This window comes from Streptomyces sp. NPDC037410 (assembly GCF_055602235.1).
Map to the genome: position 1 here is coordinate 135,300 of NZ_JBVJWR010000013.1, position 26,784 is coordinate 162,083.

21 protein-coding genes and 1 tRNA gene are annotated in these 26,784 nt (G+C 70.9%); 11 read left to right on the forward strand and 11 right to left on the reverse strand.

The window, feature by feature from the left end; genetic code table 11:
• Positions 1-10 precede the first annotated feature (10 nt).
• Positions 11-901, forward strand: a complete 891-nt coding sequence (locus ACZ7HT_RS22590; RefSeq protein WP_471168612.1) for a hypothetical protein — start codon at positions 11-13, stop codon at positions 899-901.
• Between the two features lie 178 nt (positions 902-1,079).
• Here ACZ7HT_RS22590 and ACZ7HT_RS22595 read toward each other — a convergent pair whose 3' ends face one another.
• The 7 genes from ACZ7HT_RS22595 to ligD all read right to left on the reverse strand — a co-directional run bounded on the left by ACZ7HT_RS22595 (position 1,080) and on the right by ligD (position 10,656).
• Positions 1,080-2,558, reverse strand: a complete 1,479-nt coding sequence (locus ACZ7HT_RS22595; protein WP_471168615.1) for a penicillin-binding transpeptidase domain-containing protein — start codon at positions 2,556-2,558, stop codon at positions 1,080-1,082.
• Positions 2,555-3,913, reverse strand: coding sequence for an FtsW/RodA/SpoVE family cell cycle protein (locus ACZ7HT_RS22600; protein WP_471168618.1), 1,359 nt, complete (start codon positions 3,911-3,913; stop codon positions 2,555-2,557). Before ACZ7HT_RS22600 ends, ACZ7HT_RS22595 begins: the two co-directional genes overlap by 4 nt.
• A gap of 55 nt (positions 3,914-3,968) precedes the next feature.
• Positions 3,969-5,240: an ATP-binding protein gene (locus ACZ7HT_RS22605; protein ID WP_471168621.1), complete on the reverse strand. Its 1,272-nt coding sequence runs from the start codon at positions 5,238-5,240 to the stop codon at positions 3,969-3,971.
• Entirely contained in the window at positions 5,237-6,007 is a 771-nt protein-coding gene (locus ACZ7HT_RS22610) for a hypothetical protein (protein WP_471168624.1), read from the reverse strand. The genes ACZ7HT_RS22605 and ACZ7HT_RS22610 overlap by 4 nt, the downstream gene beginning before the upstream one ends.
• Before the next feature lie 101 nt (positions 6,008-6,108).
• Positions 6,109-8,328, reverse strand: coding sequence for a PBS lyase (locus ACZ7HT_RS22615; RefSeq protein WP_471168627.1), 2,220 nt, complete (start codon positions 8,326-8,328; stop codon positions 6,109-6,111).
• Between the two features lie 361 nt (positions 8,329-8,689).
• Complete coding sequence (locus ACZ7HT_RS22620; RefSeq protein ID WP_471168630.1) at positions 8,690-9,637, reverse strand: ATP-dependent DNA ligase; 948 nt, start codon at positions 9,635-9,637, stop codon at positions 8,690-8,692.
• A gap of 134 nt (positions 9,638-9,771) precedes the next feature.
• A complete protein-coding gene (gene ligD, locus ACZ7HT_RS22625; protein ID WP_471168632.1) occupies positions 9,772-10,656 on the reverse strand; it encodes a non-homologous end-joining DNA ligase in 885 nt (294 codons plus the stop codon).
• Positions 10,657-10,698: 42 nt separating this feature from the next.
• On the opposite strand from ligD, the gene ku reads away from it, so the two are divergent.
• Positions 10,699-11,646 carry a non-homologous end joining protein Ku gene (ku, locus tag ACZ7HT_RS22630; protein ID WP_471168635.1) on the forward strand — a complete coding sequence of 316 codons (948 nt, stop codon included), beginning with the start codon at positions 10,699-10,701 and terminating at the stop codon, positions 11,644-11,646.
• A gap of 16 nt (positions 11,647-11,662) precedes the next feature.
• On the opposite strand, the gene ACZ7HT_RS22635 is transcribed toward ku, so the two are convergent.
• Positions 11,663-12,064: a winged helix-turn-helix transcriptional regulator gene (locus tag ACZ7HT_RS22635; protein WP_471168638.1), complete on the reverse strand. Its 402-nt coding sequence runs from the start codon at positions 12,062-12,064 to the stop codon at positions 11,663-11,665.
• A gap of 119 nt (positions 12,065-12,183) precedes the next feature.
• Between ACZ7HT_RS22635 and ACZ7HT_RS22640 the strand changes: the two genes are divergently transcribed.
• Both ACZ7HT_RS22640 and ACZ7HT_RS22645 read left to right on the forward strand, forming a co-directional pair.
• Positions 12,184-12,717 (forward strand): luciferase domain-containing protein, encoded by a 534-nt coding sequence (locus ACZ7HT_RS22640; protein ID WP_471168641.1) that lies wholly within the window; start codon positions 12,184-12,186, stop codon positions 12,715-12,717.
• A gap of 243 nt (positions 12,718-12,960) precedes the next feature.
• Positions 12,961-14,502, forward strand: coding sequence for a M4 family metallopeptidase (locus ACZ7HT_RS22645; RefSeq protein WP_471168828.1), 1,542 nt, complete (start codon positions 12,961-12,963; stop codon positions 14,500-14,502).
• A gap of 68 nt (positions 14,503-14,570) precedes the next feature.
• On the opposite strand, the gene ACZ7HT_RS22650 is transcribed toward ACZ7HT_RS22645, so the two are convergent.
• Positions 14,571-15,176, reverse strand: coding sequence for a hypothetical protein (locus ACZ7HT_RS22650; RefSeq protein WP_471168644.1), 606 nt, complete (start codon positions 15,174-15,176; stop codon positions 14,571-14,573).
• A gap of 418 nt (positions 15,177-15,594) precedes the next feature.
• Between ACZ7HT_RS22650 and ACZ7HT_RS22655 the strand changes: the two genes are divergently transcribed.
• Both ACZ7HT_RS22655 and ACZ7HT_RS22660 read left to right on the forward strand, forming a co-directional pair.
• Positions 15,595-16,830 (forward strand): AAA family ATPase, encoded by a 1,236-nt coding sequence (locus tag ACZ7HT_RS22655; RefSeq protein WP_471168646.1) that lies wholly within the window; start codon positions 15,595-15,597, stop codon positions 16,828-16,830.
• 47 nt (positions 16,831-16,877) lie between these two features.
• Positions 16,878-17,492, forward strand: coding sequence for a hypothetical protein (locus ACZ7HT_RS22660; protein WP_471168648.1), 615 nt, complete (start codon positions 16,878-16,880; stop codon positions 17,490-17,492).
• A 2,808-nt stretch (positions 17,493-20,300) separates the two neighbouring features.
• Here ACZ7HT_RS22660 and ACZ7HT_RS22665 read toward each other — a convergent pair.
• Both ACZ7HT_RS22665 and ACZ7HT_RS22670 read right to left on the reverse strand, forming a co-directional pair.
• Positions 20,301-20,936: a hypothetical protein gene (locus ACZ7HT_RS22665; RefSeq protein WP_471168651.1), complete on the reverse strand. Its 636-nt coding sequence runs from the start codon at positions 20,934-20,936 to the stop codon at positions 20,301-20,303.
• Positions 20,937-21,099: 163 nt separating this feature from the next.
• A tRNA-Arg gene (locus ACZ7HT_RS22670) sits at positions 21,100-21,171 on the reverse strand.
• Between the two features lie 205 nt (positions 21,172-21,376).
• Here ACZ7HT_RS22670 and ACZ7HT_RS22675 point away from each other — a divergent pair.
• The 5 genes from ACZ7HT_RS22675 (at position 21,377) to thrC (ending at position 26,751) form a co-directional block, all read left to right on the forward strand.
• A complete protein-coding gene (locus ACZ7HT_RS22675) occupies positions 21,377-21,811 on the forward strand; it encodes a response regulator transcription factor (RefSeq protein WP_471168831.1) in 435 nt (144 codons plus the stop codon).
• Between the two features lie 65 nt (positions 21,812-21,876).
• Positions 21,877-22,839 carry an ArgS-related anticodon-binding protein NrtL gene (gene nrtL / locus ACZ7HT_RS22680; protein ID WP_471168654.1) on the forward strand — a complete coding sequence of 321 codons (963 nt, stop codon included), beginning with the start codon at positions 21,877-21,879 and terminating at the stop codon, positions 22,837-22,839.
• 14 nt (positions 22,840-22,853) lie between these two features.
• The gene (lysA, locus tag ACZ7HT_RS22685) at positions 22,854-24,245 is read left to right on the forward strand and encodes a diaminopimelate decarboxylase (RefSeq protein ID WP_471168656.1); all 1,392 of its coding nucleotides are present in this window, start codon (positions 22,854-22,856) and stop codon (positions 24,243-24,245) included.
• A 136-nt stretch (positions 24,246-24,381) separates the two neighbouring features.
• Entirely contained in the window at positions 24,382-25,674 is a 1,293-nt protein-coding gene (locus tag ACZ7HT_RS22690) for a homoserine dehydrogenase (protein ID WP_471168659.1), read from the forward strand.
• 6 nt (positions 25,675-25,680) lie between these two features.
• On the forward strand, positions 25,681-26,751 hold the full coding sequence (thrC, locus tag ACZ7HT_RS22695) for a threonine synthase (protein ID WP_471168661.1): 1,071 nt from the start codon (positions 25,681-25,683) through the stop codon (positions 26,749-26,751).
• Positions 26,752-26,784: the final 33 nt, after the last annotated feature.

Sequence of the window (26,784 nt, forward strand, 5' to 3'; positions counted from 1 at the left end):
CGTGCTCGTCATGACCATGCCGCCATCGCCGACTCCGCCGCCCCACCAGCCGTACGGCGGGCCCGTACCGCCCCCACAGCAGCCGGGCGGGTACGGGGCTCCGCAGCAGCCCGGGGCGTACGGGGCTCCGCAGCAGCCGGGCGCGTACGGGGTTCCGCAGCAGCCCGGTGCCTTCGGGGCCGCCCCGCAGGGCTACCCGCCTCAGGGCGTGCCCCCGCAGTACCCGGGACCCGGCGCCCCGGTCTGGGGGCAGCCGCCCATGGGGCCGCCGAAGAAGAAGCTGTCGGCCGCGGCGATCACCGGCATCGTCGTCGGGTCCCTGGTCCTGGTCGGCGGTCTCGCCTTCGCGGCCAAGGCGGGACTCCACGGCGTCACCGGTTCCTTCCCCGCGGCGACGCACAGGCTCGTCGTCCCCAAGACCCTCCTCGCCGAGCGGTACACCCTGGTCTCCGACCTCTCCGACACGACGGGCAAGGAGATCGAGGACACCCCCGACTTCACCGTGAAGGACGCCCGGGCGGCGGTCGGGCAGTACCGCGGCGAGAACGAGGCCACCCTCGTCGTCTCCGGGATGTACGGCCGCATCAAGAACCCCGGGTCCACCCGCGCGTCCATCCTCCGGGGCGCCGCCACGGACAAGGGCGCCACGCTCGTCGTCCCGCCCAGGGACTTCACGCCCGCCGGATCGGACGTGACCGTCAGCTGCCAGGTCACCACCTCGAAGGAGGCGCTCGGCACCGTCACGCTCCCCATGTGCGCCTGGGGCGACGACAACACCGCGGCCGCGGTCGCCCTCGTCACCGCCGAGTCGGCCACCGCCGACCCGAAACACGTCGACCTGGCCGCGCTCGCCGAGACCACGGTCAAGATCCGCGCGGAGGTCCGCAAGCCGATCGGCTGACGCGCGTGGAGGGGGTTGGGGGGATTGGATCCACGATCCACGATCCCGGCTACGGGATATTGGATCCACGGGATGTTGGATCCACGATCCCGGATCCAGTCTCCTGGCTACAGGAGTTGGATCCACGATCCAGCCTCCCGGCTACGGGATATTGGATCCACGGTCCAGCCGCCCCCGTTCAAGGCTTCCGCGCCTCCGCCTCAAGTCTCAGCGCCTCCTCCATCACCGCCTTCGCGATCGGCGCCGCGCTGCCGCCCCCGCTGATGTCCGTACGGGAGGCCTCCGCGTCCTCGACGACGACCGCCACGGCGACCGCGGGCTGGGCCGCGTCGTCCGCCTGGGCCCAGGCGATGAACCAGGCGTACGGGGTGCCCGTGTTGCCGAAGCCGTGCTGGGCGGTGCCCGTCTTGCCGCCGACCCGGGCCCCGGGGATCATCGCGTTCGTCCCCGTGCCCTCCTCCACGGCCCGCACCATCAGCCGCTGGAGCTGCATCGCCGTCGCGGGGTTCATCGCCTGCCGGTAGCTGCGGCGGGCCGTGCGGTCCACGGTCGTGCCGACGGAGGTCGTGGTGCGGTCGACGAGGTACGGCTGGGCGATCTCCCCGTTGTTGGCGACGGCCGCGGCCACCAGCGCCATCTGGAGCGGGGTCGCCGTCGTGTCGAACTGGCCGATCGACGAGAGCGCCAGCTGATCCGGGCTCATCTCCCGGTCGAAGTTGGACTTCGCCACCCAGGACGGCACCCGGAGCGTCGTGTCGTTGAAGCCGAACCGTTCCGCCGCGTCGACCATCCCCGTAAGACCCACCTTGACCCCGAGTCCGGCCATCACCGTGTTGCAGGACCACTGGATCGCGGAGGCGAGGGAGGCGTCGCCGCAGCCCGTCGCCTCGTTCGGCAGCACCTGGCGGGTGCCGGGCAGCACGAACGGGTCCGGGGTGTCCGTCGCCGCGTCCGGATCGCGCACCACCCCCGCGTCCAGGGCCGCCGCGGCCGTCACGATCTTGAAGGTGGACCCCGGCGGGTAGGTCTGCCGCAGCGCCCGGTTCAGCATCGGCTGGTTCGGCGAGGTGGTGAGGCGCCGCCAGGCGTCCTTGACCGCCCCGCCCGTACCGGAGAGGACCCCCGGGTCGTACGAGGGCGAGCTGACCAGCGCGAGGATCCGGCCGCTGTGCGGTTCGACCGCCACGACCGCGCCCCGCTTCCCGTCGAGTCCCCGGAACGCGGCCTCCTGCATCGGGGCACGGATCGTCGTCACGACGTCGCCGCCGGGCGACCGGCCGCGGGTGAGGTCGTTCCAGAAGGGCAGCGGCGCCAGCATCGGGTCGGTGCCCGCGAGGACGTCGTCCTCGGCGTGCTCGACGAGCGTGGTGCCGTACGTCTGGGAGGAGTAGCCGGTCACCGGCGCGTACAACGGGCCCTGCTTGTACGTCCGTTCCCATCGCAGCTGCTGCCCGCTGTCCCGGGAGCCGGTCACCGGCTTCCCGTCGACGACGATCCCGCCGCGCGGATGCGCGTACCGGTCGATCGCGATCCGCCGGTTGGCCGGGTCGTCGTCGAGGGAGTCGGCCTGGAAGACCATCACGCGGGCGGCGTTGACGAGCAGTGCGACGAGCAGGATCAGACAGAGGGCGGCGGCCCTCCGGATGTACCGGATCACCTCGGACCCACCTTCGCCAGTTCCCCGGTGTCCGCGCCGTCCGGCTGCGGCGCGCGGGCCGAGTCGCTGACCCGGATGAGGAGCGCGACGATCACCCAGTTGGTGACGACCGAGGAGCCGCCCTGCGCCAGGAACGGCATCGCCATGCCGGTCAGCGGGATCAGCCCCATCACCCCGCCGGCGATCACGAAGACCTGGAGCGCCACGATCGAGGCGAGGCCGATCGCGAGCAGCCGCCCGAAGGGGTCGCGCAGCGAGAGGCCGGCGCGGTAGCCGCGGGCGACGAGCAGCGCGTACAGCAGGAAGAGCGCGGTGAGGCCGACGATCCCGAGCTCCTCGCCGGCCGTCGCCAGGATGAAGTCGGACTTGGTGGCGAAGCCGATGAGGACGGAATGGCCGAGTCCGAGCCCGGTGCCGAGGATCCCGCCGGCGGCGAAGGCGAAGAGCGACTGGGCGAGCTGCCCGGGTCCTTCCCCCGCGCGGATCGAGGCGAAGGGGTCCAGCCAGTCCTGGACCCTGCTGTGGACGTGCGGTTCGAGCGAGCCGACGAGGAAGGCGCCGGCGGAGGCCAGGACGAGGCCGACCGCGATCCAGCCGGTCCGGCCGGTCGCCACGTACAGCATGATCACGAAGAGGCCGAAGAAGAGCAGCGAGGTGCCCAGGTCCCGTTCCAGGACGAGGACGCCGACGCTGAGCAGCCAGATCGCCACGATCGGCCCGAGGACCCGGCCCGTCGGGAACTGGAACTTCCAGATACGGCGGCCGGTGTACGCGAGCGCGTTGCGGTTGGCGGCGAGGTACGCGGCGAAGAACACCGCGAGCAGGATCTTGGCGAACTCGCCCGGCTGGAAGGAGAACCCGCCGATCCGGATCCAGATCTTGGCACCGTTCACGGCGGGGAAGAAGATCGGCAGGATCATCAGGGCGAGCGCGGCGGCCACCGACACGTACGCGTACCCCTGGAGCGTCCGGTGGTCGCGCAGCAGCAGGACGACCACGATGAACAGCGCCACCCCGAGCGTCGACCAGACCAGCTGTGCCGTCGCCGCCTGGTCCTTCGGCGTCTCCAGGTCGAGGCGGTAGATCAGCACCAGGCCGAGGCCGTTGAGCAGGACCGCGATCGGCAGCAGCAGGGGATCGGCGTACGGGGCGCGGAAGCGGACCGCGAGGTGGGCGACGAGCGCGAGCAGCCCGAGCCCGGCCCCGTACCGGGCGGCGTCGGGCGGCACGGCGCCGCTGCGGGCGAGGCCGACCTCGGCGTACCCGAGCACGGAGATCAGGACCGCGCCGATCAGGAGCGACAGCTCCACGCCACGCCGCTTCGGGACGCGGATGCCGGGCGGGGGTGCGGTCATGGCCGCAACGTAGCAAGCGGTATGCCCTATGTCCCTTTTGTGTGACGGTGTGCCGTCACTGCTCGGATTCCGTGTCGGCGAGCCGTACGTACTCCGGCAGCCGCAGCCGGGCCTCGGCGCCCCCGTCCGGGGCGCGGGCGAAGACCAGCTCGGCGCCGATCACCTCCGCCTGTCCCGCCGCGATCGTCAGCCCGAGGCCGTGCCCCTTGCCCCCGCTCTCGGTACGGAACCGCTGCGGCCCCGATTCCAGGAGGTACGCCGGATACCCCGGCCCGTGGTCCCGCACCGACACCACCGGGCCGTCCACCGTCACCACCACCGGCGGCGCCCCGTGCCTGTGCGCGTTCGCCACCAGATTGCCGAGCACCCGCTCCACCCGTCGCCGGTCCGTCTCCACCGTGGCGTCCCGGAGCACCCGCACTTCTGTAGCCGTGCCCGAGGCGCGCACCACCCGCTCGGCGAGCGGCCCGAGCTCGTGCACCGCCAGGTCGACTGTCTCGGTACGGGCGTCGAGCCGCGAGATCTCCAGGAGGTCCTCGGTGAGCCCGCGCATCGCCCGCACCCTGTCCCGTACGAGCTCCGAGGGCCGACCCTCCGGCAGCAGCTCGGCCGCCGCCGAGAGCCCCGTCAGCGGGGTCCGCAGCTCGTGCGCCACGTCGGCGGTGAACCGCTGCTCGCTCTGCAGCTTTCGCTGGAGCGAGGAGGCCATGGTGTCGAGGGCCCCGGAGACCGTGGCCACCTCGTCCTGGGGCCGGGTCGGGTCCTTCGTGCGGGGGTCGTCGACGCGCGCGTCGAGATCGCCCGCGCTGATCCGGCGGGCCACCTGCGCGGTGAGGTGCAGCCGGCGGGTGACCCGGGTGACGGCGAAGGCGCCGACGAGCAGGGTCGCCCCGATGGCCAGGACGGAGGAGCCGAGGATCGAGCGGTCGAGCGCCTCGATCGTCTCGGCGCCCTGGGTGTAGTCGAGGCGTACGGCGAGGGCGCGGCCGTCCGCCGGGCCCGCCGCCCACATCGTCGGTCGGCCCGCGTACTCGGAGACCATCGTGCCGCGCTCCCCGCGCACGGCGAGCGCCCGCAGCGAGGCCGGAAGGCCGGGCGGGTCCACACCGGCGAACCGGGGGAGCGGCTCGCCCGCCCCGTACAGCTCGCTGACCTCGGTGAGCCGCGTCAGGGCCTTCTCCCGGGAGTCGCTCACGGTCTGGCCGGCCACCGAGACGTGCACGAGGACACCGAGCAGGGCGGCCAGGGCGCAGCACATCACGGTGATGAAGACCGCGGCCTTCCAGGTGAGGGTCGCGGTCCAGGCGGGTCGCCGGGGCGCCCTCACGGCGTCGCCTCCGGCGGCAGGGGTACGGGCGCGGGCCCGCCCGTCGGAGTCGGCGTCGGGCTCACCAGATGGGGCGCGGGCACCATGGAGGGCCCGGTGCCGGAGGGCTTCACCCGTACGATCTCGTCGCGGGTCGGCAGCATGCTGCCCTGCTGCTCGTCCCAGGACCAGGCGGTCCGGTACTCGTACCCGGGGATGCCGGCCGAGCCGACCCGCAGGATCAGGTCCCGGCCCGCCAGCTCCACGCTGATGACCTGGTCGACGGTCGACATGATCCGGGTCAGGCCGCCGTTCTCGGCGAGGTAGACCCGCACCCCGACCTGCTGGTCCGGCATCCGGATCCCGACGATCAGCTCGTCCCGGCCGTTGCCGGTGAGATCGCGGTAGTACGGCCGCAGCACCGGACAGGCGGCCGGCGCCGTGCCGCACGCCTCGATCGCCCGGGCGGTCTGCGCGTAGAGACCGTCCGGGCCGGTGTACGTGTCGGGGTGGGCGCGCACCTCGGCCTGGACGACCGCGATCGGGTCGACGGTGTGGACGTCGTTGTCGGCGGCCTGGATGCCGGGGACGCGCTGGATGTCGGACTCGCCGTAGTCGAGCGGCGGGTTCGTGGCGGGCGGCAGATCGGGCCAGAGCCGGACGGGCCCCACGGCGGTGGGGGTGGGCCCGGCGCTCCTGAGCCCGCCCACCTTGCCGCCGCAGCCGGAGAGCGCGAGGGCGAGCACGCACGGGACACCGACGGCCCACTGCACTCCGCGCGGTCTCACGCTGCTCCTCGGTCGGTCGATGGAGGTCGGGCTCCCCGTAGACCTTATGCGGAGTGAAGTCCTTTTTGTCTCATCATCGGACCGCTGCCACACGGGCGGTCCTAGAACGTACCCCGCTCCATCCGCGCCAGGGCCGCCCGGCACAGGGTCAGGAGCTTCTCGTCCAGGTGGATGTCATGGCTGCCGGAGCCGTCCTCGCGGGCGTTGTGACGGCGCCTGCGGGTCAGCTCGGTGAGGACGACCAGCTGCGCCCCCGAGGCCGCCGGGCCCATCTCCGCCAGACACTCCGCGATGTCCACGCGCGCGTGCCGGTTCTCCTCCCAGGCCGCGAGCAGCACCGGGAGCGAGACCGAGGCGTCACCGGACACCCGCCACAGCGCCGCCGCGCTGCGGACCCGCACCCACAGGTCCCGCGAGGCCAGGCCCGGCCGCAGGGCCCCGGCCGCCCCGGCCGCCGCCGGACCGATCTCGCCGAGGGCGTGCGCGGCCGCGCACCACTCGGCATCCGTCGCGCCCGGCCGGAGCCACTGATGCAGGGCCGGCAGCACGTCCCCGCGGTCGCCCTCGGCCGCCCAGAGCGCCCGCGCCGCCGTCGTGGCCACCGCGGCCGACTCGGCGGCCAGGAGTCTTCGCATGTCCGGTACGGCCTCGGCGGCGGCGGGCCCGAAGGCCGCGAGGGTCCGCAGGGCGGCCTCCCGCACCCAGTCGCGCCGGTTCGCCGGCGCCCCGCGCAGCACCCGCAGCACCTCCGGCACGGCCTGGGCGCCCCGCACGGCCGCCAGGGCGTACAGCAGCGGCGCCGCCCGGTCGTACAGCCGCTCGTCGAGCTCGACCTCGGCGAGCCGGCGCGTGAGCAGCGGGGCGAGCATCGCCGCGGAGGGCCCGAGCCCGTCCATGGCGTACAGCAGCTCGCGCCGCACCTCGGGCTCCTCCAGGGCACGGGCGAGCAGCGGAACCGCCCGGCCGTCCCCGGCCCGCGCGAGCGCGAGCAGCGCCCCGTCCCGCCCGGACCGCCCGAGGAGGCGGTTGCGGGCGGGGTCGGGACCTGCGGGGTCGGGGCCTGCGGCGCCGGTGACCGAGGCTCCCGGGCCCGATCCGCCCGGGCCCGTCGTGAGGCGGGCGGCGCCCGTGACCGCGGCTCCCGGGCCCGATCCGCCCGTGGCCGAGGCGCCCGGGCCCGTCGTGAGGCGGGAGGCGAGGGCGTCGGTGGCCGGGGAGCCCAGTTCGAAGAGCCGCTCCAGGAAGGACGTGGCCGCCTCCCGGAGCCGGGGCTCGGGGTCCTGGAGCTGCGCGCCGACGAGCCGGACGACCTCCTCGTACCGCCCGCGCCAGACCCGTATCAAACCGCCGCACATCCAGATCGCGTCCGAGCGCTGCCCCCAGTCGGGACTGCGCAGCTGCGCGGCGATCAGCGCGATCCGCTCGTCGACCCGGTCGTCGAGCGCCGCGTGCAGGGTCCGCAGCAGCTCCTCCGTCCACGGCGCGGGCCGCCCGGCGGCGTGCTCCTCCAGGAGCTCGCGGACCTGCCCGATGAGGGTCGGCGTCGCCGCCCGCTCCGCGCCGGGGGCGGCCGGCCGGTTCGCCGAGGTCCTGATCTCCTCCAGGAGGCCCGTCACCCACGGCACCACATCGTCCGGAATGTCACCCGGCGCGCAGCGCGCCCGCTGCGCGAGGGCCGCGAGCCGGAGCCCGGGGTCCTGCGCGGCGCGGGCGAGCCAGCCGAGCCAGTCGACGGTCTCGGCGCGCAGCGACGCGTGCCGCAGGGCGAGCCGCCCGACGGCGGCCACCAGGGCGAGCCGCACCTCGGTGTCCCGCTCGACGGTGAGCCGCTCCCGCAGCAGGTTCAGCACCCGGGCGGGCTCGGGGTGCAGCGAGGCGAGCGCGCACGGCGCGGCGAGCCGCACCTCGGGGTCGGCGTCCGACACGAGGTCGAGGAAGACGTCCGCCCCGGCGGCGATGGCGGCGGCCGCCATCGCGTAGTTGGCGGCGGGGATGAACTCCTCGTCGTCCGCGCCGAGTTCGTCCAGTTCCTCGTCGTCGTCGAGCTCGATCCCGCCGATGCTGGTGAGCAGTTCGACGATGCAGCCCCGGTCCTGGACCGCGGGGTCGGCGACGAGTTCGAGGAGGAAGGGGATGCAGGCGAGCGTCGAGTCGTACACGTCGCCCTGGTGGTGCACCGTCCCGTACATGCCGTCGAGGGCGGTCTCCCGCTCCGCGGGGTCGGCGGAGGCGAGTCCGCGGAGCAGCTCCGGCACATCGTCCGCGGGGCCGTACGCGTGCCCCAGCGAGGCCCAGTCGACCTCCTCGATCCCCGTCAGCATTGCCAGGCCGCCTTCCCCGTGAGCGCTGTGCCAGGCAGCAAGTGTGCACCACACGACGGACAACAAAGCCGAACCGGCGACACCTGCCGCGCCCGGGGCGCCTGTTGCGGTCTCTTTGCGCCATGTACGGTGCGGAGCAAGGCAGTTGCGGTCGGTGTCCGAACGGGCGACACGCCGGAGCCGGGCGAGGCGCGCGGAGAGCCCCGGCGGACGACCCCGTCCGTACCCCCTCGCCACCCCCTCCGCATCCCGTGGTCACCCCCTCCCCGTGCCTCCGACGGGACCTGTCCCACGCCTCCGATGGGACCCGTCCCGACGCCTCCGACGGGACCTGTCCCGACGCCTCCGACGGGACCTGTCCCTACCCCTCCGACCGGACCCGGACGAACGACGCCGTCTCGTGCCGCCCCGCGACCTGGCGCAGCTCGACCGGGAGCGGCGGGTCCACCCAGCGCACCGGCCCGTGCTCCGGGTCCTCCGCGAGGGGCCCCGCGCGGTCACCCGCCAGCTCCCCGACCTGGCGCGACTGCGCCGGGGTCAGCCGGGGCGAGGTGGTCAGGGTGCGGCCGTCGGGGAGCCGTACGACCAGGGCCTGGGGCCGTTCGGGCGGGCCGACGAGGCCGAGCAGCAGGGCGTCGCTCGTGTCGGCGTGCCGGATCTTGCGCCAGGCCCAGGTGGAGCCCGCGCGGTAGGGGGAGTCGAGCCGCTTCGCGACGACCCCCTCGACGCCCGTGTCCCGCAGGTCCCGGAACCAGCCCCGCGCGGTCTCCTCGTCCGTGGTGGCCAGGACCTGCTGGAGCGGCGGCTCGGCCTCCCGCAGGGCCGCCCCGAGCAGCTCCCACCGGTCGCGCAGCGGCAGCGCGCGCACGTCGCGGCCGGGGACGGCGAGCAGGTCGAAGGCGATGTACGAGACGGGCACCCCGGCCCGTACCCGGTCGGCGTGCGACCGGAGCAGGTCGGTGAAGCTGAGCCGCCCGTCCCGGTAGGCGCACAGCTCGCCGTCCAGGACGATCCCGGGCGGCAGCTGCTCGCGCAGGTGCGCGGCGATGTCGGGGAACTCCGGCGCGAGGTCCCGGCGGGAGCGGGACTGCAGGACGACCTTCCCGGCGTCGAGCACGAAGGCCAGGGCGCGGAAACCGTCCAGCTTGAGGGAGTACTGGAGCTCCCGGGGCGGCTCCGCCTGTGCGGGGATCTCGTCGGCGGCCCGGGGCCGCATGACGTCGACGGGCGGCGGCAGCACGACGACGCCGCCGCCTCCAGGGACCCGGCTAGAGGCAGGGCCTCCGCCCGTCTCCGGGCCTTCGTTCACGGAACGGCTCCGGCCTTCCCCGGGACCGCTCAGGGCAGGGCCCCCGCCCGCCTCCGGGCCCTCGCTCACGGAACGGCTCCGACCCTCCCCGGGACCGCTCAGGGCAGGGCCTTCGCCCGCCCCGGGACCGCCGTTCACGGGACGGCCCCCGCCCGTCCGGGCTCGAAGAGCGGCTCCATGAGGTCCCCGTACAGCTCCAGACGTGGCGCGATGTCGCCCATCAGGAGGACGAGATCCTCAGGCGAGGCGCAGCCCTCGACCTCCTCCCAGGTGACGGGCGCCGAGACGGAGGGAAGGGCTCGCGCCCGCAGGGTGTAGGGGGCGGCGGTGGTCTTGGCGGCCGCGTTCTGGCTGTGGTCGACGAAGACCTTCCCGGACCGCAGGGCCTTGGTCATCCGGTGCGTGACGAGGCCCGGAAGCTCCGCCTCCGCCTCCACGGCGAGCTGCTTCGCGTACGCCGAGACCCGCGCGGACGGCGTCGGCACCACCGGGACGAGCAGATGCAGCCCCTTGGAGCCGGACGTCTTGGCGAAGGCGTCGAGACCGTCCTGCGCGAGCCGCTCGCGCAGGTGCAGGGCGACCCGGCAGCAGTCGACGACGGTGGCGGGCGGCCCGGGGTCGAGGTCGAACACGAGCCGGTCGGCGACGCCGGGGGAGGAGGCCCGCCACTGGTGCGTGTGGAACTCCACGACGAGGTTCGCGGCCCACATCAGCGAGGCGAGGTCCTCGATCACCACCTGCCGCGCCCGGGGGTCCTCGGAACGGGGCACGGGGGTCGTCCTCACCCAGGAGGGCGTGCCGGGCGGGGGATTCTTGGTGAAGAAGAGCTGCCCGTCGGGACCGTCCGGATAGCGCAGGAAGGACACCGCGCGATCCCGCAGATGGGGCAGGATCGCGGGCCCGACGGTCGCGTAGTAATGGAGGACCTCGCCCTTGGTGGTGCCGGTGACCGGGTGGAGCACCTTGTCCAGGTTGCTGAGCGCCAGGCGTCGCCCCTCCACCTCTGTGATGGGCGTCATACGATGAGAATCCCACGGTTACCGGGATGAAGGGGATGAAGCGTGCGATCCATCTGGAACGGGGCCATTTCCTTCGGGCTGGTCAGCATCCCGATCAAGCTGGTGAACGCCACCGAGAGCCGGTCCGTCTCCTTCCGCCAGATCCACACCGAGGACGGCGGCCGGGTCCGCTACAAGAAGGTGTGCGAGCTCGACGGGGAGGAGGTCCCGCAGGCGGAGATCGGCAAGGCGTACGAGGACGCCGACGGGACCATGATCCCGATCACCGACGAGGACCTGGCCGCGCTGCCGCTCCCCACCGCGAAGACCATCGAGATCGTCGCGTTCGTACCGGCCGGCGAGATCGACCCGCTCCAGATGGACGCCGCGTACTACCTCTCGGCGAACGGCGTGCCCGCGGCCAAGCCGTACACCCTGCTCCGCGAGGCGCTCAAGCGCAGCGACAAGGTGGCCGTGGCCAAGTACGCCCTGCGGGGGCGGGAGCGGCTCGGCATGCTCCGGGTCGTCGACGACGTGATCGCCATGCACGGCCTGCTCTGGCCGGACGAGATCCGCGCCCCCGAGGGCGTCGCCCCCGAGACCCCCGTCACGGTCCGCGAGGCCGAACTCGACCTGGCGGACGCCCTGATGGCCACGCTCGGCGAGGTCGACATCGAGACCCTCCACGACGACTACCGCACGGCCGTCGAGGAGATGATCGCCGCAAAGGCGGCGGGCGGCGAGGGCGTCGCACCCCCGGCCCCCGGGGAGGAGGCCGGCGGAGGCCGGGTCATCGACCTGATGGCGGCCCTGGAGAACAGCGTCCGGGCGGCGCGCGAGGCACGCGGGGAGCCGGCGGAGGTCACGGAGCTGCGCCCGCAGAAGACGGCGGCGAAGAAGACGGCGGCCGCGAAGAAGACGACCGCGGCGAAGAAGGCGACGACGGCCAAGAAGGCCGCGGCGAAGAAGACCCCGGCGAAGAAGACGACGACGCGCAAACGCACGGCGTGAGAGCGGGCTCGCGAGGCTAGTCGCCGTTGCCGTCGCCGGCGTCGTCGTACACGCGCCGGGACCGCCCGATGTACGAACGGTGCTCCTCCGCCCACCGGATGAGCCCGCCCACCTCGGCCGACAGGGTCCGCCCGACGGGCGTGAGCGCGTAGTCGACGCGGGGCGGTGAGCTGGGCGTGACGGTGCGCAGGACGAGGCCGTCGCGCTCAAGGCTGCGCAGGGTGAGGGTCAGCATGCGCGGGGAGATGCCCTCGATGGAGCGGCGGAGCTCGGAGTAGCGGCGGGGGCCGTCGCCGAGGAGCGCCAAGACGAGGACGCTCCACTTGTCACCGACGCGGTCGAGGACTTCGCGCAGCTCGCAGACCTGGTCGGTAACACCGGTGTGCGTAGGTCCTGTTGAAGTGCCGTCTTCTGTCACGCGGGGAGCATCGCGCAGACTGCGGTTCGGGCACAAGAAGTACCCAGGGCACGCCCGGGTACCGCAACGCACCGCCCCACCCGCTTCCCCACCCCCTTCCCCCGCTCCCGAGGAGACCCATGTCCATGCCTGCCGACCGGCCCCTCGACCTCGACCTCGACCTCGACGTCACGTCCCTGCCCGCGCGCCGGGGCCCGCGGCCGCGGACGACCGGCGCCGAGATCCCGCACGACCAGCTGTCGGACTTCTCCCCGCCGGCGGTACGGGCGGAGCTGGTGGCCCGGGCCCGGCTGCTGCCCGGGGTGGTGACGGGCCCGAGTCTGGTCTCGGAGCCGGGCTCGCTGGCGCTGCGACTGCCGGGCGTCCCCGACCGGGACCGCCCCTTCGCGGCGTTCCTGCACCCCTCGGTGGACGAGTTCGGACATATCCACCGCTCCGGCTTCCTCCACCTCGCCGTGGAGCCGGCCGCGCTGCCGGCTCTGGTCGACCTCGGCTGGGCGGAGCGGCATCCGATCACGCGGCGTCCGGAGTTCCCGGACACGATCGTGATGCTGTACGCGCCGCGCGACGAGGAGGAGTTGGAAGTGGCGACGGCGGTGCTGCGCTCCTCGTACGCCCAGGCGGTCGCTTCAACCCGGGTGTCCGATAAATGAACAGTGGTTGAAGTCGAATCAACTCGCCGTATAGCGGACGCTCTTGGCCGCCCTTCGGACAACAGATGGTCAAATCCTTGTTGCATACCTGTCAAACGGGGACTTTCGCTGGCACGCTCACCCCGCAACACACCCCCACCAAAACCCCCACGCTTAACCAGCGAAGGAGCCCGCGTGACCCGCCAGCAGTCTTCGTCCCGCCGCACCACCGCCCGTGCCGCCGCGCTGATCGCCTCCGCCGCCATGGTCGTCGTCGGCGTCCAGACCGGATCCGCCAACGCCGACGCCCAGCGCGAGGCCGGTGCCACCGCCGTCCAGCTGACCGGCAGCCAGCGCGCCGCCGCCATCCACGAGGCGCAGGGCGAGGCCGCCGCCACCGCCCAGGCCATCGGCCTGCCCGCCCAGGAGCAGCTGGTCGTCCGAGACGTCGTCAAGGACGCGGACGGCACCGTGCACACGCGCTACGAGCGCACCTACGAGGGCCTCCCGGTCCTCGGCGGCGACCTGGTCGTCCACCAGAAGAAGTCGGGCGCCCGCTCCACCACCAAGGCGACCTCGGCCCGTATATCCGTGGCGACCACGACGGCCGCCGTCCCGTCCGCCGCCGCGGGCAAGTCCGCCCTCGCCTCCGCCGCCAACGCGGACGAGAAGGTCGCTTCCGCCCGCAAGGTGATCTGGGTGGCCACCGGCAAGCCGGTCCTCGCCTGGGAGACGTACGTCACCGGCGTCCAGAAGGACGGCACCCCGAGCCGCCGCCAGGTCGTCACCGACGCCACCACGGGCAAGGAGCTCTCCTCCGTCGAGACGATCGAGACGGGCGTCGGCAACACGATGTACGCCGGCCAGGTCACCCTGGGCACCTCGGGCTCGTACACCCTGACCGACGCCACGCGCGGCGGCCACAAGACGTACGACCTGAACGGCGGCACGTCCGGCCAGGGCACGCTCTTCACCAACTCCACGGACACGTGGGGCAACGGTCTCGCCTCCAACCGCGAGACCGCGGCGGCGGACGCCCACTACGGTGCGGCCGTCACCTGGGACTTCTACAAGAACGAGCTCGGCCGCCTGGGCATCCGCGGCGACGGCGTCGCCGCCTACTCCCGCGTCCACTACGGCAGCGCGTACGTGAACGCGTTCTGGGACGACTCCTGCTTCTGCATGACCTACGGCGACGGCATCAGCAACACCCACCCGCTCACGTCCCTCGACGTGGCCGGCCACGAGATGTCCCACGGCCTGACCTCCTCCACCGCGAACCTCCGCTACAGCGGCGAGTCCGGCGGCCTGAACGAGGCGACCTCCGACATCCTCGGCACCTCGGTCGAGTGGTACGCGAACAACGCGGCCGACGCCGGCGACTACCTCATCGGCGAGAAGATCGACATCAACGGCGACGGCTCGCCGCTCCGTTACATGGACCAGCCCAGCAAGGACGGCAAGTCCGCCGACTACTGGTCGAAGTCGGTCGGCCGCCTGAACGTCCACTACTCCTCGGGCCCGGCGAACCACTTCTTCTACCTGCTCTCCGAGGGCAGCGGCACGAAGACGATCAACGGCGTCACCTACAACTCGCCGACCGCCAACGGCTCCACGCTCACGGGCATCGGCCGCCAGGCCGCGTACAAGATCTGGTACAAGGCCCTCTCCACCTACATGACCTCCACCACCGGCTACTCGGGTGCCCGCACGGCCACCCTCTCGGCCGCCGCCGACCTCTACGGCACCGGCAGCACCCAGTACAACGCGGTCGCGGCCGCGTGGACCGCGATCAACGTGAAGTAACCCCCAAGCCCCACCCGAAGGCCCCGCCCCCGGCACCTGCCGAGGGCGGGGCCTTCCGCTTGAGGGCGCTATTTCCGGCCGGGGGTCCACTTCATGCCGAGCCGGTACGCGCGGGAGATCACGTCCTGGACACCGGGGCCGTCCTGCGGGGTGAACCAGCGCACCTCGCGTCCGACGACGAGTTCGCCCTTCTGCCGCTTGATGAGGGCGATGGCGCAGGCGTGCGCCTGCGGCGGGCAGTCGTCCAGGGCCACCCGGAAGCGGTCGCCGCGATCGGAGGTCAGGGTCACCACGGCGTCGAGGCCGCGGAAGTCGCCGGACCCTTCGTAGATGTAGACGAAGAGCAGGAGCTTCTGGAACCCGGCCTGGTGGTCCAGGTTGATGACGAGGTTCTCCCCCGTCTCCCGGGTCCCGGTCCGGTCGTCCGCGTCGAGGGCGACATACGGGAAGCGGTCCACCGCGCCGAACGCGTCACCCAGGGCCTGGACCACGGTCTTGGAGCCGTCGGTGCAACGGATCATGCAGCCGAGGTCGAGATCCACCTTCCTGGCCGCGGCCGACCGCAGCGACGCCCGCATCCGCCCGAACAGACCACGGGCCTCACCGGCCGCCCGCTGCGCGGCGGCCTGTGGCGAGGTCCAGTTGAGGTTGACCTTGATCAGTCCCGACGTCACGCCGTGCTTGTCCAGGGAGACCGTGGGCGAAACCTTTGTCGGCGAGTGGCACCCGACGTACGGCTTGGACGACCTTCCTTCTCACGGCTTCGGCCTTCGCCGTGCTCCCATGGTTGGACGTCCTCTGTTGGCCGGGTGAAGTGGAGGGGCCCCACCAGGGGTCGTGACGGCGCGAGGGGCGGGCAGTATGCGACGTGAAGGGACCGTGGCCGGCGCTCAACCCTCAGCGCCAAGGCCCTGATGTCAGCCAGTGGGGCTACTCTCCTGGCTGTACCGATTCTGTAGTTGCCTTGCGCCGCTGCGTCGCCAGGTCGTGATGACGCCGTAGCGGTGGCAACGAAGGACGCGGCGCGGCAGTGGAGCCGGTTCGCTGCGCGATCGGCCTTCACCCTGGTCGCCCACCCGATAGGTTCATCCCATGCCCAGCCGCCTCCTCGAACTGCACGTCGAGAACTTCCGAAGTCTGCGCGACGTGACCGTCCCCCTCGGTCCGCTGACCGTGCTGGTGGGACCGAACGGTGTGGGCAAGTCAAACGTGCTGAAGGTCTTCGACTTCTTGGCCGACATCATTCGTACGGATCTCCAGCCCGCGCTCGACACCAGAGGAGGCTTCGACGAGGTTGCCTTCTGGGGCGGTGCGAAACCTCCGACGTTCATGCGTGTCCAGTTGAAGGCCACCTGGACCAGCAATTCCACCCTCAACGCACCAGACGAGTACAGCCTCACGATCCGGCGCCGGTCCCTTCCGTCGAACCGGGACACCAACCGGGCCGCCTACACCCTGTCCCGCGAAGAGAGCTTTCAGTTCAAGCGCAAGCAGGGGCGAGGGCGGCGTATCACCATCTCAGGTGAAGAGGCGCGTGTGCTCGACAGGCGCGCTGGCAAGGAGCAGGACAGTGGCAGTTTCGGCATTCGCAGGCTGAGCAGCGGCTTGTCCACATTGCCCAGACTCGGTCCCGCGGACGGCGGTGACGAAGTGACGCGTGTCGCGGATCGCCTTTCCTCGTTCCGGGTCTTCGATGTCGATGTGGCGGCGGCCCGTATGCCCACCAGGTTGCGCGTCGCCGACCTCGCCACATTGTCGCCGCATGCCGAGAACCTTGCCGCGTTCCTCATTCACCTCAGCGGTCGGGACGAGATCTGGGAGAACCTCGTCGAGGACGCGCGGCAGGTTCTTCCGCAGTTGGAGAACATCGAGTTCGAGGAAGTCGGCGGTTCGATCGATCAGCTGACCGTCGTCCTACGTGAACGGGGCCTGCGCCGCCTGACCCCTCTGGCCGACGCCTCCTATGGAACGGTCCGGCTGCTCGGTTTGCTTGCCCTCCTGTACGACCCTCATCCACCGGCCTTCACCTGCATCGAGGAGATCGATCACGGGCTGCATCCACAGGCCTTGGAGCTCGTAGTGCAACGGCTGCGCGAAGCTTCCGAGCGTACGCAGTTCATCGTCGCCACTCACTCGCCCGCTCTTGTGAACCGACTTCGCCCCGACGAGTTCGTCGTTTGTGACCGCGATGAGGAAGGCGCGTCGATTATCCCCGCACTGACCGTGGAGGAGGTGGAGGAGATTGTCGAGCAATCGGGAGACCAGCCGCTGGGCGAGCTGTGGTTCTCGGGCGTGCTCGGCGGCGACCTCACCGGGGGTGAACTGTGAGCGCCAGAGGCCGGAGCGTGGGACGACGCACGAGCGCTCATGACCGGGTGATCGTTCTCGCGGGCGAGGATCAGAACGACTGCGAGATCATGGCGGCTCTGATACGTGCGCGCCGACCCGATCTTGGCGCCGCTGCCAAGCTGGTCCGCATCAACGACCCCGTCCGGCTGCGCAGAAAATCCGGCTCCGATCTGTCTGCGGCGGTGAAAGCGCTCGTCGGCAAGGCGCGTGCGAAGGCGGTTCAGCAGAGGGCGCAACTGATTGGGTTCGTGGTCCACGAGGATCTGGACGGCTTCACCGACTCGGACTACGGCAATGTGCGAACTGCTGTCGCGGAGGAACTCGACCGCCAGAGCGGCGGGTTTCACACCGCACTCGCGCTTGCCGCATGGGAGTCCGAAGGCTGGCTCCTTCTGTTCCCCGAGGCCTTCCCCCATGTGCGCCCGAGATGGAGGGTGCCTGCCCAGTTACGGGGAAGGGACTCAGGGAGGATCAAGGAGCCCAAGGAAGAGCTAAAGCGACGGCTCGGCGTACCGATGTTTCGTGAGAGTGACGGCCCTCTCATCGCGCGAGAGGCCCTTGCGCACGGTCTGATCGACGCTCCGGAGGGCCGGAACGACTCGTTCAGCGACTTCCTCAGGGAGCTCGACGACTGGTCCTGACTTGCCCGCTGCCTGGAGCATGTTGGTCACTCGATGGAATGCTCGCGAGACAGGAATCAATCGGTTAGGGCGGTGAGCCATCCGTGATCCTGAGCCGGAAAGGGGAATCTCAGTGAGACTGACTCCGACCCTTTGCATTAGGTACTTCAACTGGTCAGCGCCTTGATCACACTATCCGAGCTGGAGTGCCCCCGGCAGGATGCGAACCTGCGCACTTGGCTCCCGAGAGCGCGTGCTCCTGAGGCGTCTATGCAGGTCAGAGGTCGAAAGCTAGCAGCCAAGCCGGGCTGGTCCGTAAATAGGCCGCATCCTGCGGCGCTGCCGTGGGGTCCGACCAGGCAGTGAAGCGGGCACACAGGCCCGCGGCTCACCCGCTGCAAACAGGTCGGACCACCCCTTCCGCCCGGACATGCTCCCTACTCCGTGGGCGCGGCCGGCTGACTGGTGCGCTGCGTGCTGGTCAATGATCGTGCCCCCCTCGTTCCCGCTCCGGACCCGAGGCGACCATGCTCGCCACCCAGGCATGACATCACTGGCGAGAAGCACCCTATTTTGTCTGACCGCTACCCCAGGGATCCAGCCAGTAGACGAGCCTCCGACCTGCGTGTTCCCAGATCACCCTGGCAGTCGACCTGTCACTGTTGGTTGCCCTCGGTCACCCTTGAGCCCCTCGCGCGGCCCACAGACGGCCCAGGAGATCGACCTCTGCTGCGCCGCCGCATCACTCGGGAGGCAGGACTCCACGGCCAGCCGCTCACTGTGAAGCCACGTGAACGTTCGGTCTGGCTCCAGGCGGGCGTCCCCCCAATGGATGGCGTGGATCCCGCGCTCGGGATCTGCTGTGAAGAACACACAGACGAGCTTCGTCGTGGCCCCAGTTCCTCGACCGCCTCGTGCAGCTGCTCGTACTCTTCAGTCACAAGGCCGTCAGCCAAGGGGAACAAGCCTTCCTGAGGGTCAGGCCCATGCCCGGTGAGCATCCGCCGGCGCGTTGACGATGCATCCGCAGACAGCCGTGCGCGATCGAGCGGCGTCGGACGGTTCGCGTATTTAAAGGGGAAGAGGGCGTAGTCGTTTACGACCGCATAGTCGTACCCGCGCACGTCACGCACCACCCCGCGCAGCTCCACCGCTGCCGCAGCAAGCTCCTCCCTTACAGCCTCCGCAAGTGTGGCCCCGTATGGGCTGCGCTTCTTCAGCTTCGCAGCAAGGTGCACTTCACGAGCGCGAAGGTGTGCTCTCCCTAGCTGTTCAGGCACGAGCGCCTGAAGTTGCACCGCACTCCTACCGAAACGCTCCAACGTCCATGCCGATGCCCTAGGCCCACGGCCACTACATCCAGACACTCCCCATGCCCCCTCCGTCCGCCCTCAACCTGTCTGACAGCTACACGGCGCCACACAAGAGAGAGAATCGGTCAGTCGACCTAGAAGCTGCCCCCGCTCGCCACCGACACCGTGTCACCCGCCTGTCCGACATGACAGATAGTCACTGTCAGGCCTCCTCGGCATACTTGACTCGAGTCGCCGATCAGTGTGCAGCTCGTGACGTCGATGGCAGCAGCTCGGGTGATGTGATGAGCGGGAAGGGATTCGGTTTCATCAGAACTGTTCCTCGCGACGGGCACGCCTTGGGCGGCGGAACGTGCCGCCCTGAGCGCTTCGGCCCCACTTGGCGTCGCCGGCTGCCTGGCCACCGCAACGACTCGGACCTCGGCGGTCGTCAGTGCCTGCTCGATCTTCTGGCCAAGCTCTGTGTCGGCTTCGTGCGCGATGCGCAGTACCTCGATGTCTGTCTGGGCAGCCTTCGTGCCTGCGGCTTCGTTCTGAGCCAGAGAAGTGCTTCAGTTCCCCTAAACCCCGGGTGCCGGCAGCCCGGCGAACACGTGGCATACAGGCCCGTCGAAGAGTTCGTCAGCGTGCGTCAAGGCCGAAGTCCCTTCCGATCTTCTCCCTAGGTACTGTCGAACCACATTCGGGCCTGCTGGACCTGCTGCGCACGGCTGGACGACTCGCATCGTTGACCGAGTGGTGAAGGAGCGTCGTGTCCTTGTCCGCCAGGTCGTAGATCTCGATCGCCTCGCCCTGGGCAACGACCTTGTTGAGGTGGTTCGGGTAGTACCCCGAAGGACGCATCCCCGTTGTTGATCACGTACAGCTTGAAGGACTGCGTGCCGCTGTGAAAGCGCACGCTGATGCGAGATTCGGCGACAAAGCCCAGGTGTTCCAGCTCGGTGATCGCGTCCCGAAATGCTGCGGGTGTAACCGACCATGATGTCGTGCATGCGGTCGCGGAGCCGCTTGTCTTCGGGCCCGTCGACGCACTTCGGGGGCTTACGGCCCGCTGAGCTCGTCGGCCTGGCCCAGCCGGAGGCCTCCTCCCCGCTTCCGGTTGAGGGACCGCCCTCCTGCACCGGGCACGTCCCAACGTCGGCAAGCAATGGACCGACTTAGGTGAGAGCCACGCCGACCGCGGCCTCAAGAACCGGCCTACGGAAGATGTCCGTCGGGTGCCGATCCCTCCCCAGCTCGTAAGCACCGTGCGACCTCCGGCACTCCGCGCGCTCGTCGTGGCTCAACGCGGGCGTGAACACCACCGCGCTCGCCGAACCGCGCCGGCAACAGCGTGGAGGTGCTGTTGAGTCGGTACGCGAAGTGCCTCGACGGCCGTCAGGAAGTGGCGAACCGGCGCATCGAGCAGCTGGTGCGCGAGTACGAGTGACCGCCACCTGCCACCCCTGATCAAAGGCCCCTGGACCTGTCCGGGGGCCGTGGGTGTTCAGCTGCTGCGATCCCGCACGGACGACGTCTAGAACGGGGGAGTCCACCCCGGCGGCCACTTCGTCTCGTGTCCGGGCGGAGGCCACACGTCCGAGCCGTTGTAAACGCACCACTGACGGCCCAGCCACTCGCACTCGGGTATGGCACCTTCCCAGTCGTCCGTGCAGCGGTCGGCCCAGTGGCGTCCCACCAGCACCGGCCGGGTCAACACGCCGTTCGCGGTGTCCTGGACACGCAGAACCATGCCGACACCGTTGATACCCGGATTGCCCCGCGGCCCGTACGACACCCTGTGAGCACCCGAGGAGTAAAGGTCCAGGACCGTCTCTTCGAGTGCAGCAGGCACACAGCCAGTCAGTTCCAGTCCGTCCAGGGTCACGCGCGGACCGTGGGCGGCGTCGGCTGCCACGCAGAAGAGCCAGTCAACGCGGTTGAAGTACGTGTAGACAGCGGGCACCCCTGGGTGGAAGCCGAGTTGGAGGCCGTAGACGTCCGGGTAGAAGGGTTCGGCTGAGAAGCGCTTCAGCTCAAAGGCTTCCGGGAGCGCAGCCCTGACCTCGTCGGGGGACATCCCGAATCGCAGCGGGCCGACGCTCTCCAGCGGGTTCAGCACCCACACCGGCAGGCCTGGCTCCGCCGAGGTCTCCCCGGCTTCCGAAACCATCCGCTGTTCCCCTCGTTCGTGGGCCTGCCTCGCGGGCCAGGCCACGATAGGCCGCGACCCCCGACATACGGCCGCTCACCCCGGCACACGCCCGCACATACAACAAGACCCCGCGTCCAGCGTTTCCGCTGATCACGGGGTCTGTGTGGCACTTCCTGCGAAGTGCCCCCGGCAGGATTCGAACCTGCGCACACGGCTCCGGAGGCCGTTGCTCTATCCCCTGAGCTACGGGGGCGTCCGCCGTGTTTCTCGGCGACGGGTAGAACCCTACCAGCTCTAGGAGCGTGCCTGTGAACAGGTATTTCCGGGGCGTCACCGAGGGGCGCGTCCCCCGCACGGGTCAGAAGTGGGCAAAACCCGGACGCGGCCCTTGGGGGCGGCCTACTCTCGTTCGTGTGTCAGGCGTGTCCGGTCGGGTGCTCGTTGTCGATGACAACAAGGTGATCCGCCAGTTGATCAGGGTCAATCTCGAACTCGAGGGGTTCGAGGTCGTGACCGCGGCCGATGGTGCCGAGTGTCTGGATGTCGTACATCAAGTCTGTCCTGATGTCGTCACCCTGGACGTCGTCATGCCCCGCCTGGACGGGATCAAGACGGCCGAGCGGCTGCGGGCCGACCCGCGGACCAGTCATCTGCCGGTGGCGATCATCAGCGCCTGCGGCGAGCACGAGGTCGGCGGGGTCTCCTCCGGTGTCGACGCGTTCCTCGCCAAGCCCTTCGAGCCCTCGGAGCTCGTGCGCGTCGTGCGGCAGTTGATGCACCGCGAGCGGCGGGAGCGGCCCGAGGCGGCCGGGCCCGACGGGGGAGAGGACCCTGCCGCAGTCGTCGTACTGAAGGAACCGAAGGAACTGAAGGAGCAGGACGCCCGACGCTGACCCGCGGTGCCCGCATGGCGAAACCGGTTCGCGTTCCGCCCCCCCTCCTCCCCTAGGCTGGTCCCGTGACCCCCGCGGACCTCTCCCTCACCGTGCAGCACGCCGTGCGCCGTGCGGTCGACGACGGTGCGCTGCGGGTCGACGTTCCTTCTCGCGTCAAGGTCGAGCGGGCCCGGCCCGGGGGTACCGGGGAGTACGCCAGTAGCGTCGCGCTCAGCCTCGCTCGGTCCGCGGGGCGCACCCCGCTCGATGTCGCGGGGATTCTCCAGGAGCGGCTCCGCGAGAGCCCCGGGATCCTCGCCGTCGACATCACCGGGCCCGGGTTCCTGAACTTCACCCTTCGTGGCGATGCCGGCGGTGATCTCGTACGGGCGATCCGCGGGGCCGGATCGCGGTACGGGCACGGCACCGCCCTCGCCGGGACCGTCGTGCGGTTCGCCGCCGTGTCCGAGCCGCGCGCCGCGGTCGTGACCGACGTCGTGCTGCGGCTGCTTCGGGGGCAGGGGGCCGACGCCGGCTTCGGGGGGGACGAGCGGATTCCCGTGCGGGGTGGGGCGTACCAGCCCGCGCTCCTCGGTGTCGATGCCGCTCGGTGGGCTCTGCTTCGGGCCGCCTCCCATGATCGCGTTCTCGACGGGGCCCCTCTGCTCGTCCAGCACGAGCGCAACTCACTCTTCCGTGTGCGCTACGCCCATGCGCGGGTCCGCCGGCTGCTCGTCAACGCGGCGGACCTCGGCTTCGCCCCCTCGTACGACACGGACATCCACGCTCCCGAGCTTCTCGGCGTCCTCGGCGACCACCCCTTCGTCCTCCTCGCCGCCGCCCGCCACCGCGCCCCCGACCGGGTCGCCCGGCACCTCGAAGCCACCGCCGACGCGCTGCTCGCCTTCCAGCACACCGTGCTGCCGCTCGGCGACGAGAAACCCTCGGCCGCCCATCGCTCCCGGCTCGCGCTCGCCGAAGCCGCCGGGACGGTGCTCGCCGGTGGCCTGTCCCTGCTCGGCATCAGCGCACCCGACCAGATCTGAAAGAGCCAGTCGCCATGAGCCGTTCCGCCCACCCCGCCGGGCCCCGCCACGCCGACGTCCTGCCCGAGGGGCACTACACCGCCCCGCCCGCCGACCTCAACCAGCTCGACCCCAAGGTCTGGGCCCGGACCGTGAGCCGGGACGGGCGCGGGGTCGTCACCGTCGGCGGGATCGCCGTCGACGCCCTCGCCGAGGAGTTCGGCACGCCCGCCTACTTCCTCGACGAGACCGACTTCCGGGGCCGCTGCCGCGCCTGGGCCGAGGCCTTCGGCAAGGACGCCGACGTCTTCTACGCGGGGAAGGCGTTCCTCTCCCGCGCCGTCGTGCGGTGGCTCAAGGAGGAGGGGCTCAATCTCGACGTGTGTTCCGGGGGGGAGCTGAGCACGGCGCTCTCCGCGGGGATGCCTGCCGAGCGCATCGCCTTCCACGGGAACAACAAGAGCGAAGAAGAGATTCGTCGGGCCGTCGAGGCCGGCGTCGGGCGGATCGTGCTCGATTCGTTCCAGGAGATCGTGCGGGTCGCCCATGTCGCCCAGTCCCTCGGGAAGCGGCAGCGCGTGCAGATCCGCGTCACCGTCGGCGTCGAGGCGCACACGCACGAGTTCATCGCCACCGCCCACGAGGACCAGAAGTTCGGCATCGCCCTCGCCGGCGGGCAGGCCGCCGAGGCGGTGCGGCGGGCGCTGAAGCTGGACGGCATCGAGCTCATCGGGATCCACTCGCACATCGGGTCGCAGATCTTCGACATGGCCGGGTTCGAGGTGTCCGCGCGGCGTGTTGTCCAGCTGCTTGCCGAGGTGCGGGACGAGCACGGGGTCGAGCTGCCCGAGATCGACCTCGGAGGCGGGCTCGGTATCGCCTACACCTCCGAGGACGATCCGCGCGAGCCGCACGAGATCGCCAAGGCGCTCGGCGAGATCGTGACGCGGGAGTGCGAGGCCGCCGGGCTGCGGACGCCCCGCATCTCCGTCGAGCCCGGGCGCGCCATCGTCGGGCCCACCGCGTTCACGCTCTACCGGGTCGGCACCGTCAAGCCGCTCGAAGGGCTGCGGACGTACGTGAGCGTCGACGGCGGCATGTCGGACAACATCCGCACCGCGCTCTACGACGCCGAGTACAGCGTCAGCCTCGTCTCGCGGACCAGCGAGGCGGAGCCGATGCTCTCCCGTGTCGTCGGCAAGCACTGCGAGAGCGGTGACATCGTGGTACGGGACGCCTTCCTGCCCTCGGACCTGGCGCCCGGCGACCTCGTCGCCGTTCCGGCCACCGGCGCGTACTGCCGCTCCATGGCCAGCAACTACAACCACGCGCTCCGGCCGCCGGTCGTCGTCGTCCGGGACGGCGAGGCGCGGGTCATCGTGAGGCGCGAGACGGAGGAAGATCTCCTGCGTCTGGACGTCGGCTGATGAAATAGTCGAGTGATGGAATTCATGTCTCACGATCCGGACTAAACGTGGAATCGCCCGTCCGGTGAGTGAGACTGGTTCTCACTCGCAAGAGAACCGTAGAGATACGAATCAGAAGTATGAGAATCGAGGTCGGATGATGCGTACGCGTCCGCTGAAGGTGGCGCTGCTGGGCTGTGGAGTGGTCGGCTCAGAGGTGGCTCGCATCATGACGACGCACGCCGACGACCTCGCCGCGCGCATCGGCGCGCCGGTCGAGCTCGCCGGCGTGGCCGTCCGCCGGCCGGACAAGGTCCGCGGGGGAGTCCCCGCGGACCTGATCACCACCGACGCGACCGCCCTGGTCAAACGCGGGGACATCGACGTCGTCGTCGAGGTCATCGGCGGCATCGAGCCCGCCCGCACCCTCATCACCACCGCTTTCGAGCACGGCGCCTCCGTCGTCTCGGCGAACAAGGCGCTGCTCGCCCAGGACGGCGCGAATCTGTACGCCGCCGCCGAGCAGCACGGGCAGGACCTGTACTACGAGGCCGCCGTCGCCGGCGCCATCCCGCTCATCCGGCCGCTGCGCGAGTCCCTCGCCGGCGACAAGATCAACCGGGTGATGGGCATCGTCAACGGCACGACGAACTTCATCCTCGACAAGATGGACACCTCGGGGGCCGGGTACTCCGAGGCGCTCGACGAGGCCACCGCCCTCGGGTACGCCGAGGCCGACCCGACCGCCGACGTCGAGGGCTTCGACGCCGCCGCCAAGGCCGCCATCCTCGCCGGGATCGCGTTCCACACGCGCGTGCGCCTCGACGACGTCCACCGCGAGGGCATGACCGAGGTCACCGCCGCGGACTTCGCCTCCGCCAAGCAGATGGGCTGCACCATCAAGCTGCTCGCGATCTGCGAGCGGGCCGCCGACGGCGAGTCCGTCACCGCGCGCGTGCACCCCGCGATGATCCCGCTCAGCCACCCGCTCGCCTCCGTCCGCGAGGCGTACAACGCGGTCTTCGTCGAGGCGGAGGCCGCCGGGCAGCTCATGTTCTACGGCCCCGGGGCGGGCGGCTCGCCGACCGCCTCCGCCGTCCTCGGCGACGTCGTCGCCGTCTGCCGCAACCGTCTCAACGAGGCGACGGGCCCCGGCGAGTCCGCGTACACCCAGCTGCCCGTGAGCCCCATGGGCGACGTGGTGACGCGGTACCACATCAGCCTCGACGTGGCCGACAAGCCTGGCGTGCTCGCCCAGGTCGCGACGGTCTTCGCCGAGCACGGCGTATCCATCGATACGGTGCGCCAGCAGGGCAAGGACGGCGAGGCCTCCCTCGTCGTCGTCACCCACCGCGCGCCCGACGCCGCCCTCTCCGGGACCGTCGAGGCGCTGCGCAAGCTCGACACCGTGCGCGGTGTCGCCAGCATCATGCGTGTTGAAGGGGAGTAAGGACCCATGACCCACAAGGGCACCCACCAGTGGCGCGGCATCATCGAGGAGTACCGGGACCGCCTTCCGGTCACGGACACGACGCCGGTCGTCACGCTCCGTGAGGGCGGCACGCCGCTCGTCCCCGCTCAGGTCCTCTCCGAGCGCACGGGCTGCGAGGTGCACCTCAAGGTCGAGGGCGCCAACCCCACCGGCTCCTTCAAGGACCGGGGCATGACCATGGCCATCACGAAGGCCAAGGAGGAGGGCGCGCAGGCCGTCATCTGCGCGTCCACCGGCAACACCTCCGCCTCCGCCGCCGCCTACGCGGTGCGCGCCGGGATGGTCTCCGCGGTCCTCGTGCCCCAGGGCAAGATCGCGCTCGGCAAGATGGGCCAGGCCCTCGTGCACGGCGCGAAGATCCTGCAGGTGGACGGCAACTTCGACGACTGTCTGACCCTGGCCCGCGGCCTCTCCGAGAACTACCCGGTGGCGCTGGTCAATTCGGTCAACCCGGTCCGCATCGAGGGCCAGAAGACCGCCGCGTTCGAGATCGTGGACATGCTGGGCGACGCCCCCGACATCCACGTCCTGCCCGTCGGCAACGCCGGCAACATCACGGCGTACTGGAAGGGGTACCGCGAGTACGCCACCGACGGTCTCGCCACCCACCGCCCGCGCATGTGGGGCTTCCAGGCCTCCGGCTCCGCGCCGCTCGTGCGCGGCGAGGTCGTCAAGGACCCGTCGACGATCGCCACCGCGATCCGCATCGGCAACCCGGCCTCGTGGGACTACGCGATCGCCGCGCGCGACGAGTCGGGCGGCCTCATCGACGAGGTGACGGACCGTGAGATCCTGCAGGCCTACCGCCTGTTGGCCGCGCAGGAGGGCGTCTTCGTCGAGCCCGCCTCGGCCGCCTCGGTCGCCGGTCTGCTGAAGGCCGCCGCGCAGGGCAAGGTCGACCCGGGCCAGACGATCGTCTGCACGGTCACCGGCAACGGCCTCAAGGACCCCGACTGGGCCGTCGCCGGCGCGCCGCAGCCGGTCACCGTCCCGGTCGACGCCGTGACCGCCGCCGAGCGCCTCGGTCTGGCCTGAAACAGGGCCTGAAACAGGACAGTCCCACCGGTT

Coding starts and splice junctions, on each gene's coding strand:
- ACZ7HT_RS22590 (WP_471168612.1), top strand. CDS start 11: ATGACCATGCCGCCATCGCCGACTCCGCCGCCCCACCAGCCGTACGGC.
- ACZ7HT_RS22665 (WP_471168651.1), bottom strand. CDS start 20,936: ATGGTTTCGGAAGCCGGGGAGACCTCGGCGGAGCCAGGCCTGCCGGTG.
- ACZ7HT_RS22615 (WP_471168627.1), bottom strand. CDS start 8,328: ATGCTGACGGGGATCGAGGAGGTCGACTGGGCCTCGCTGGGGCACGCG.
- ligD (WP_471168632.1), bottom strand. CDS start 10,656: ATGACGCCCATCACAGAGGTGGAGGGGCGACGCCTGGCGCTCAGCAAC.
- ACZ7HT_RS22645 (WP_471168828.1), top strand. CDS start 12,961: ATGGTCGTCGTCGGCGTCCAGACCGGATCCGCCAACGCCGACGCCCAG.
- ACZ7HT_RS22655 (WP_471168646.1), top strand. CDS start 15,595: ATGCCCAGCCGCCTCCTCGAACTGCACGTCGAGAACTTCCGAAGTCTG.
- thrC (WP_471168661.1), top strand. CDS start 25,681: ATGACCCACAAGGGCACCCACCAGTGGCGCGGCATCATCGAGGAGTAC.
- ACZ7HT_RS22600 (WP_471168618.1), bottom strand. CDS start 3,913: ATGACCGCACCCCCGCCCGGCATCCGCGTCCCGAAGCGGCGTGGCGTG.
- lysA (WP_471168656.1), top strand. CDS start 22,854: ATGAGCCGTTCCGCCCACCCCGCCGGGCCCCGCCACGCCGACGTCCTG.
- ACZ7HT_RS22640 (WP_471168641.1), top strand. CDS start 12,184: ATGTCCATGCCTGCCGACCGGCCCCTCGACCTCGACCTCGACCTCGAC.
- ACZ7HT_RS22690 (WP_471168659.1), top strand. CDS start 24,382: ATGATGCGTACGCGTCCGCTGAAGGTGGCGCTGCTGGGCTGTGGAGTG.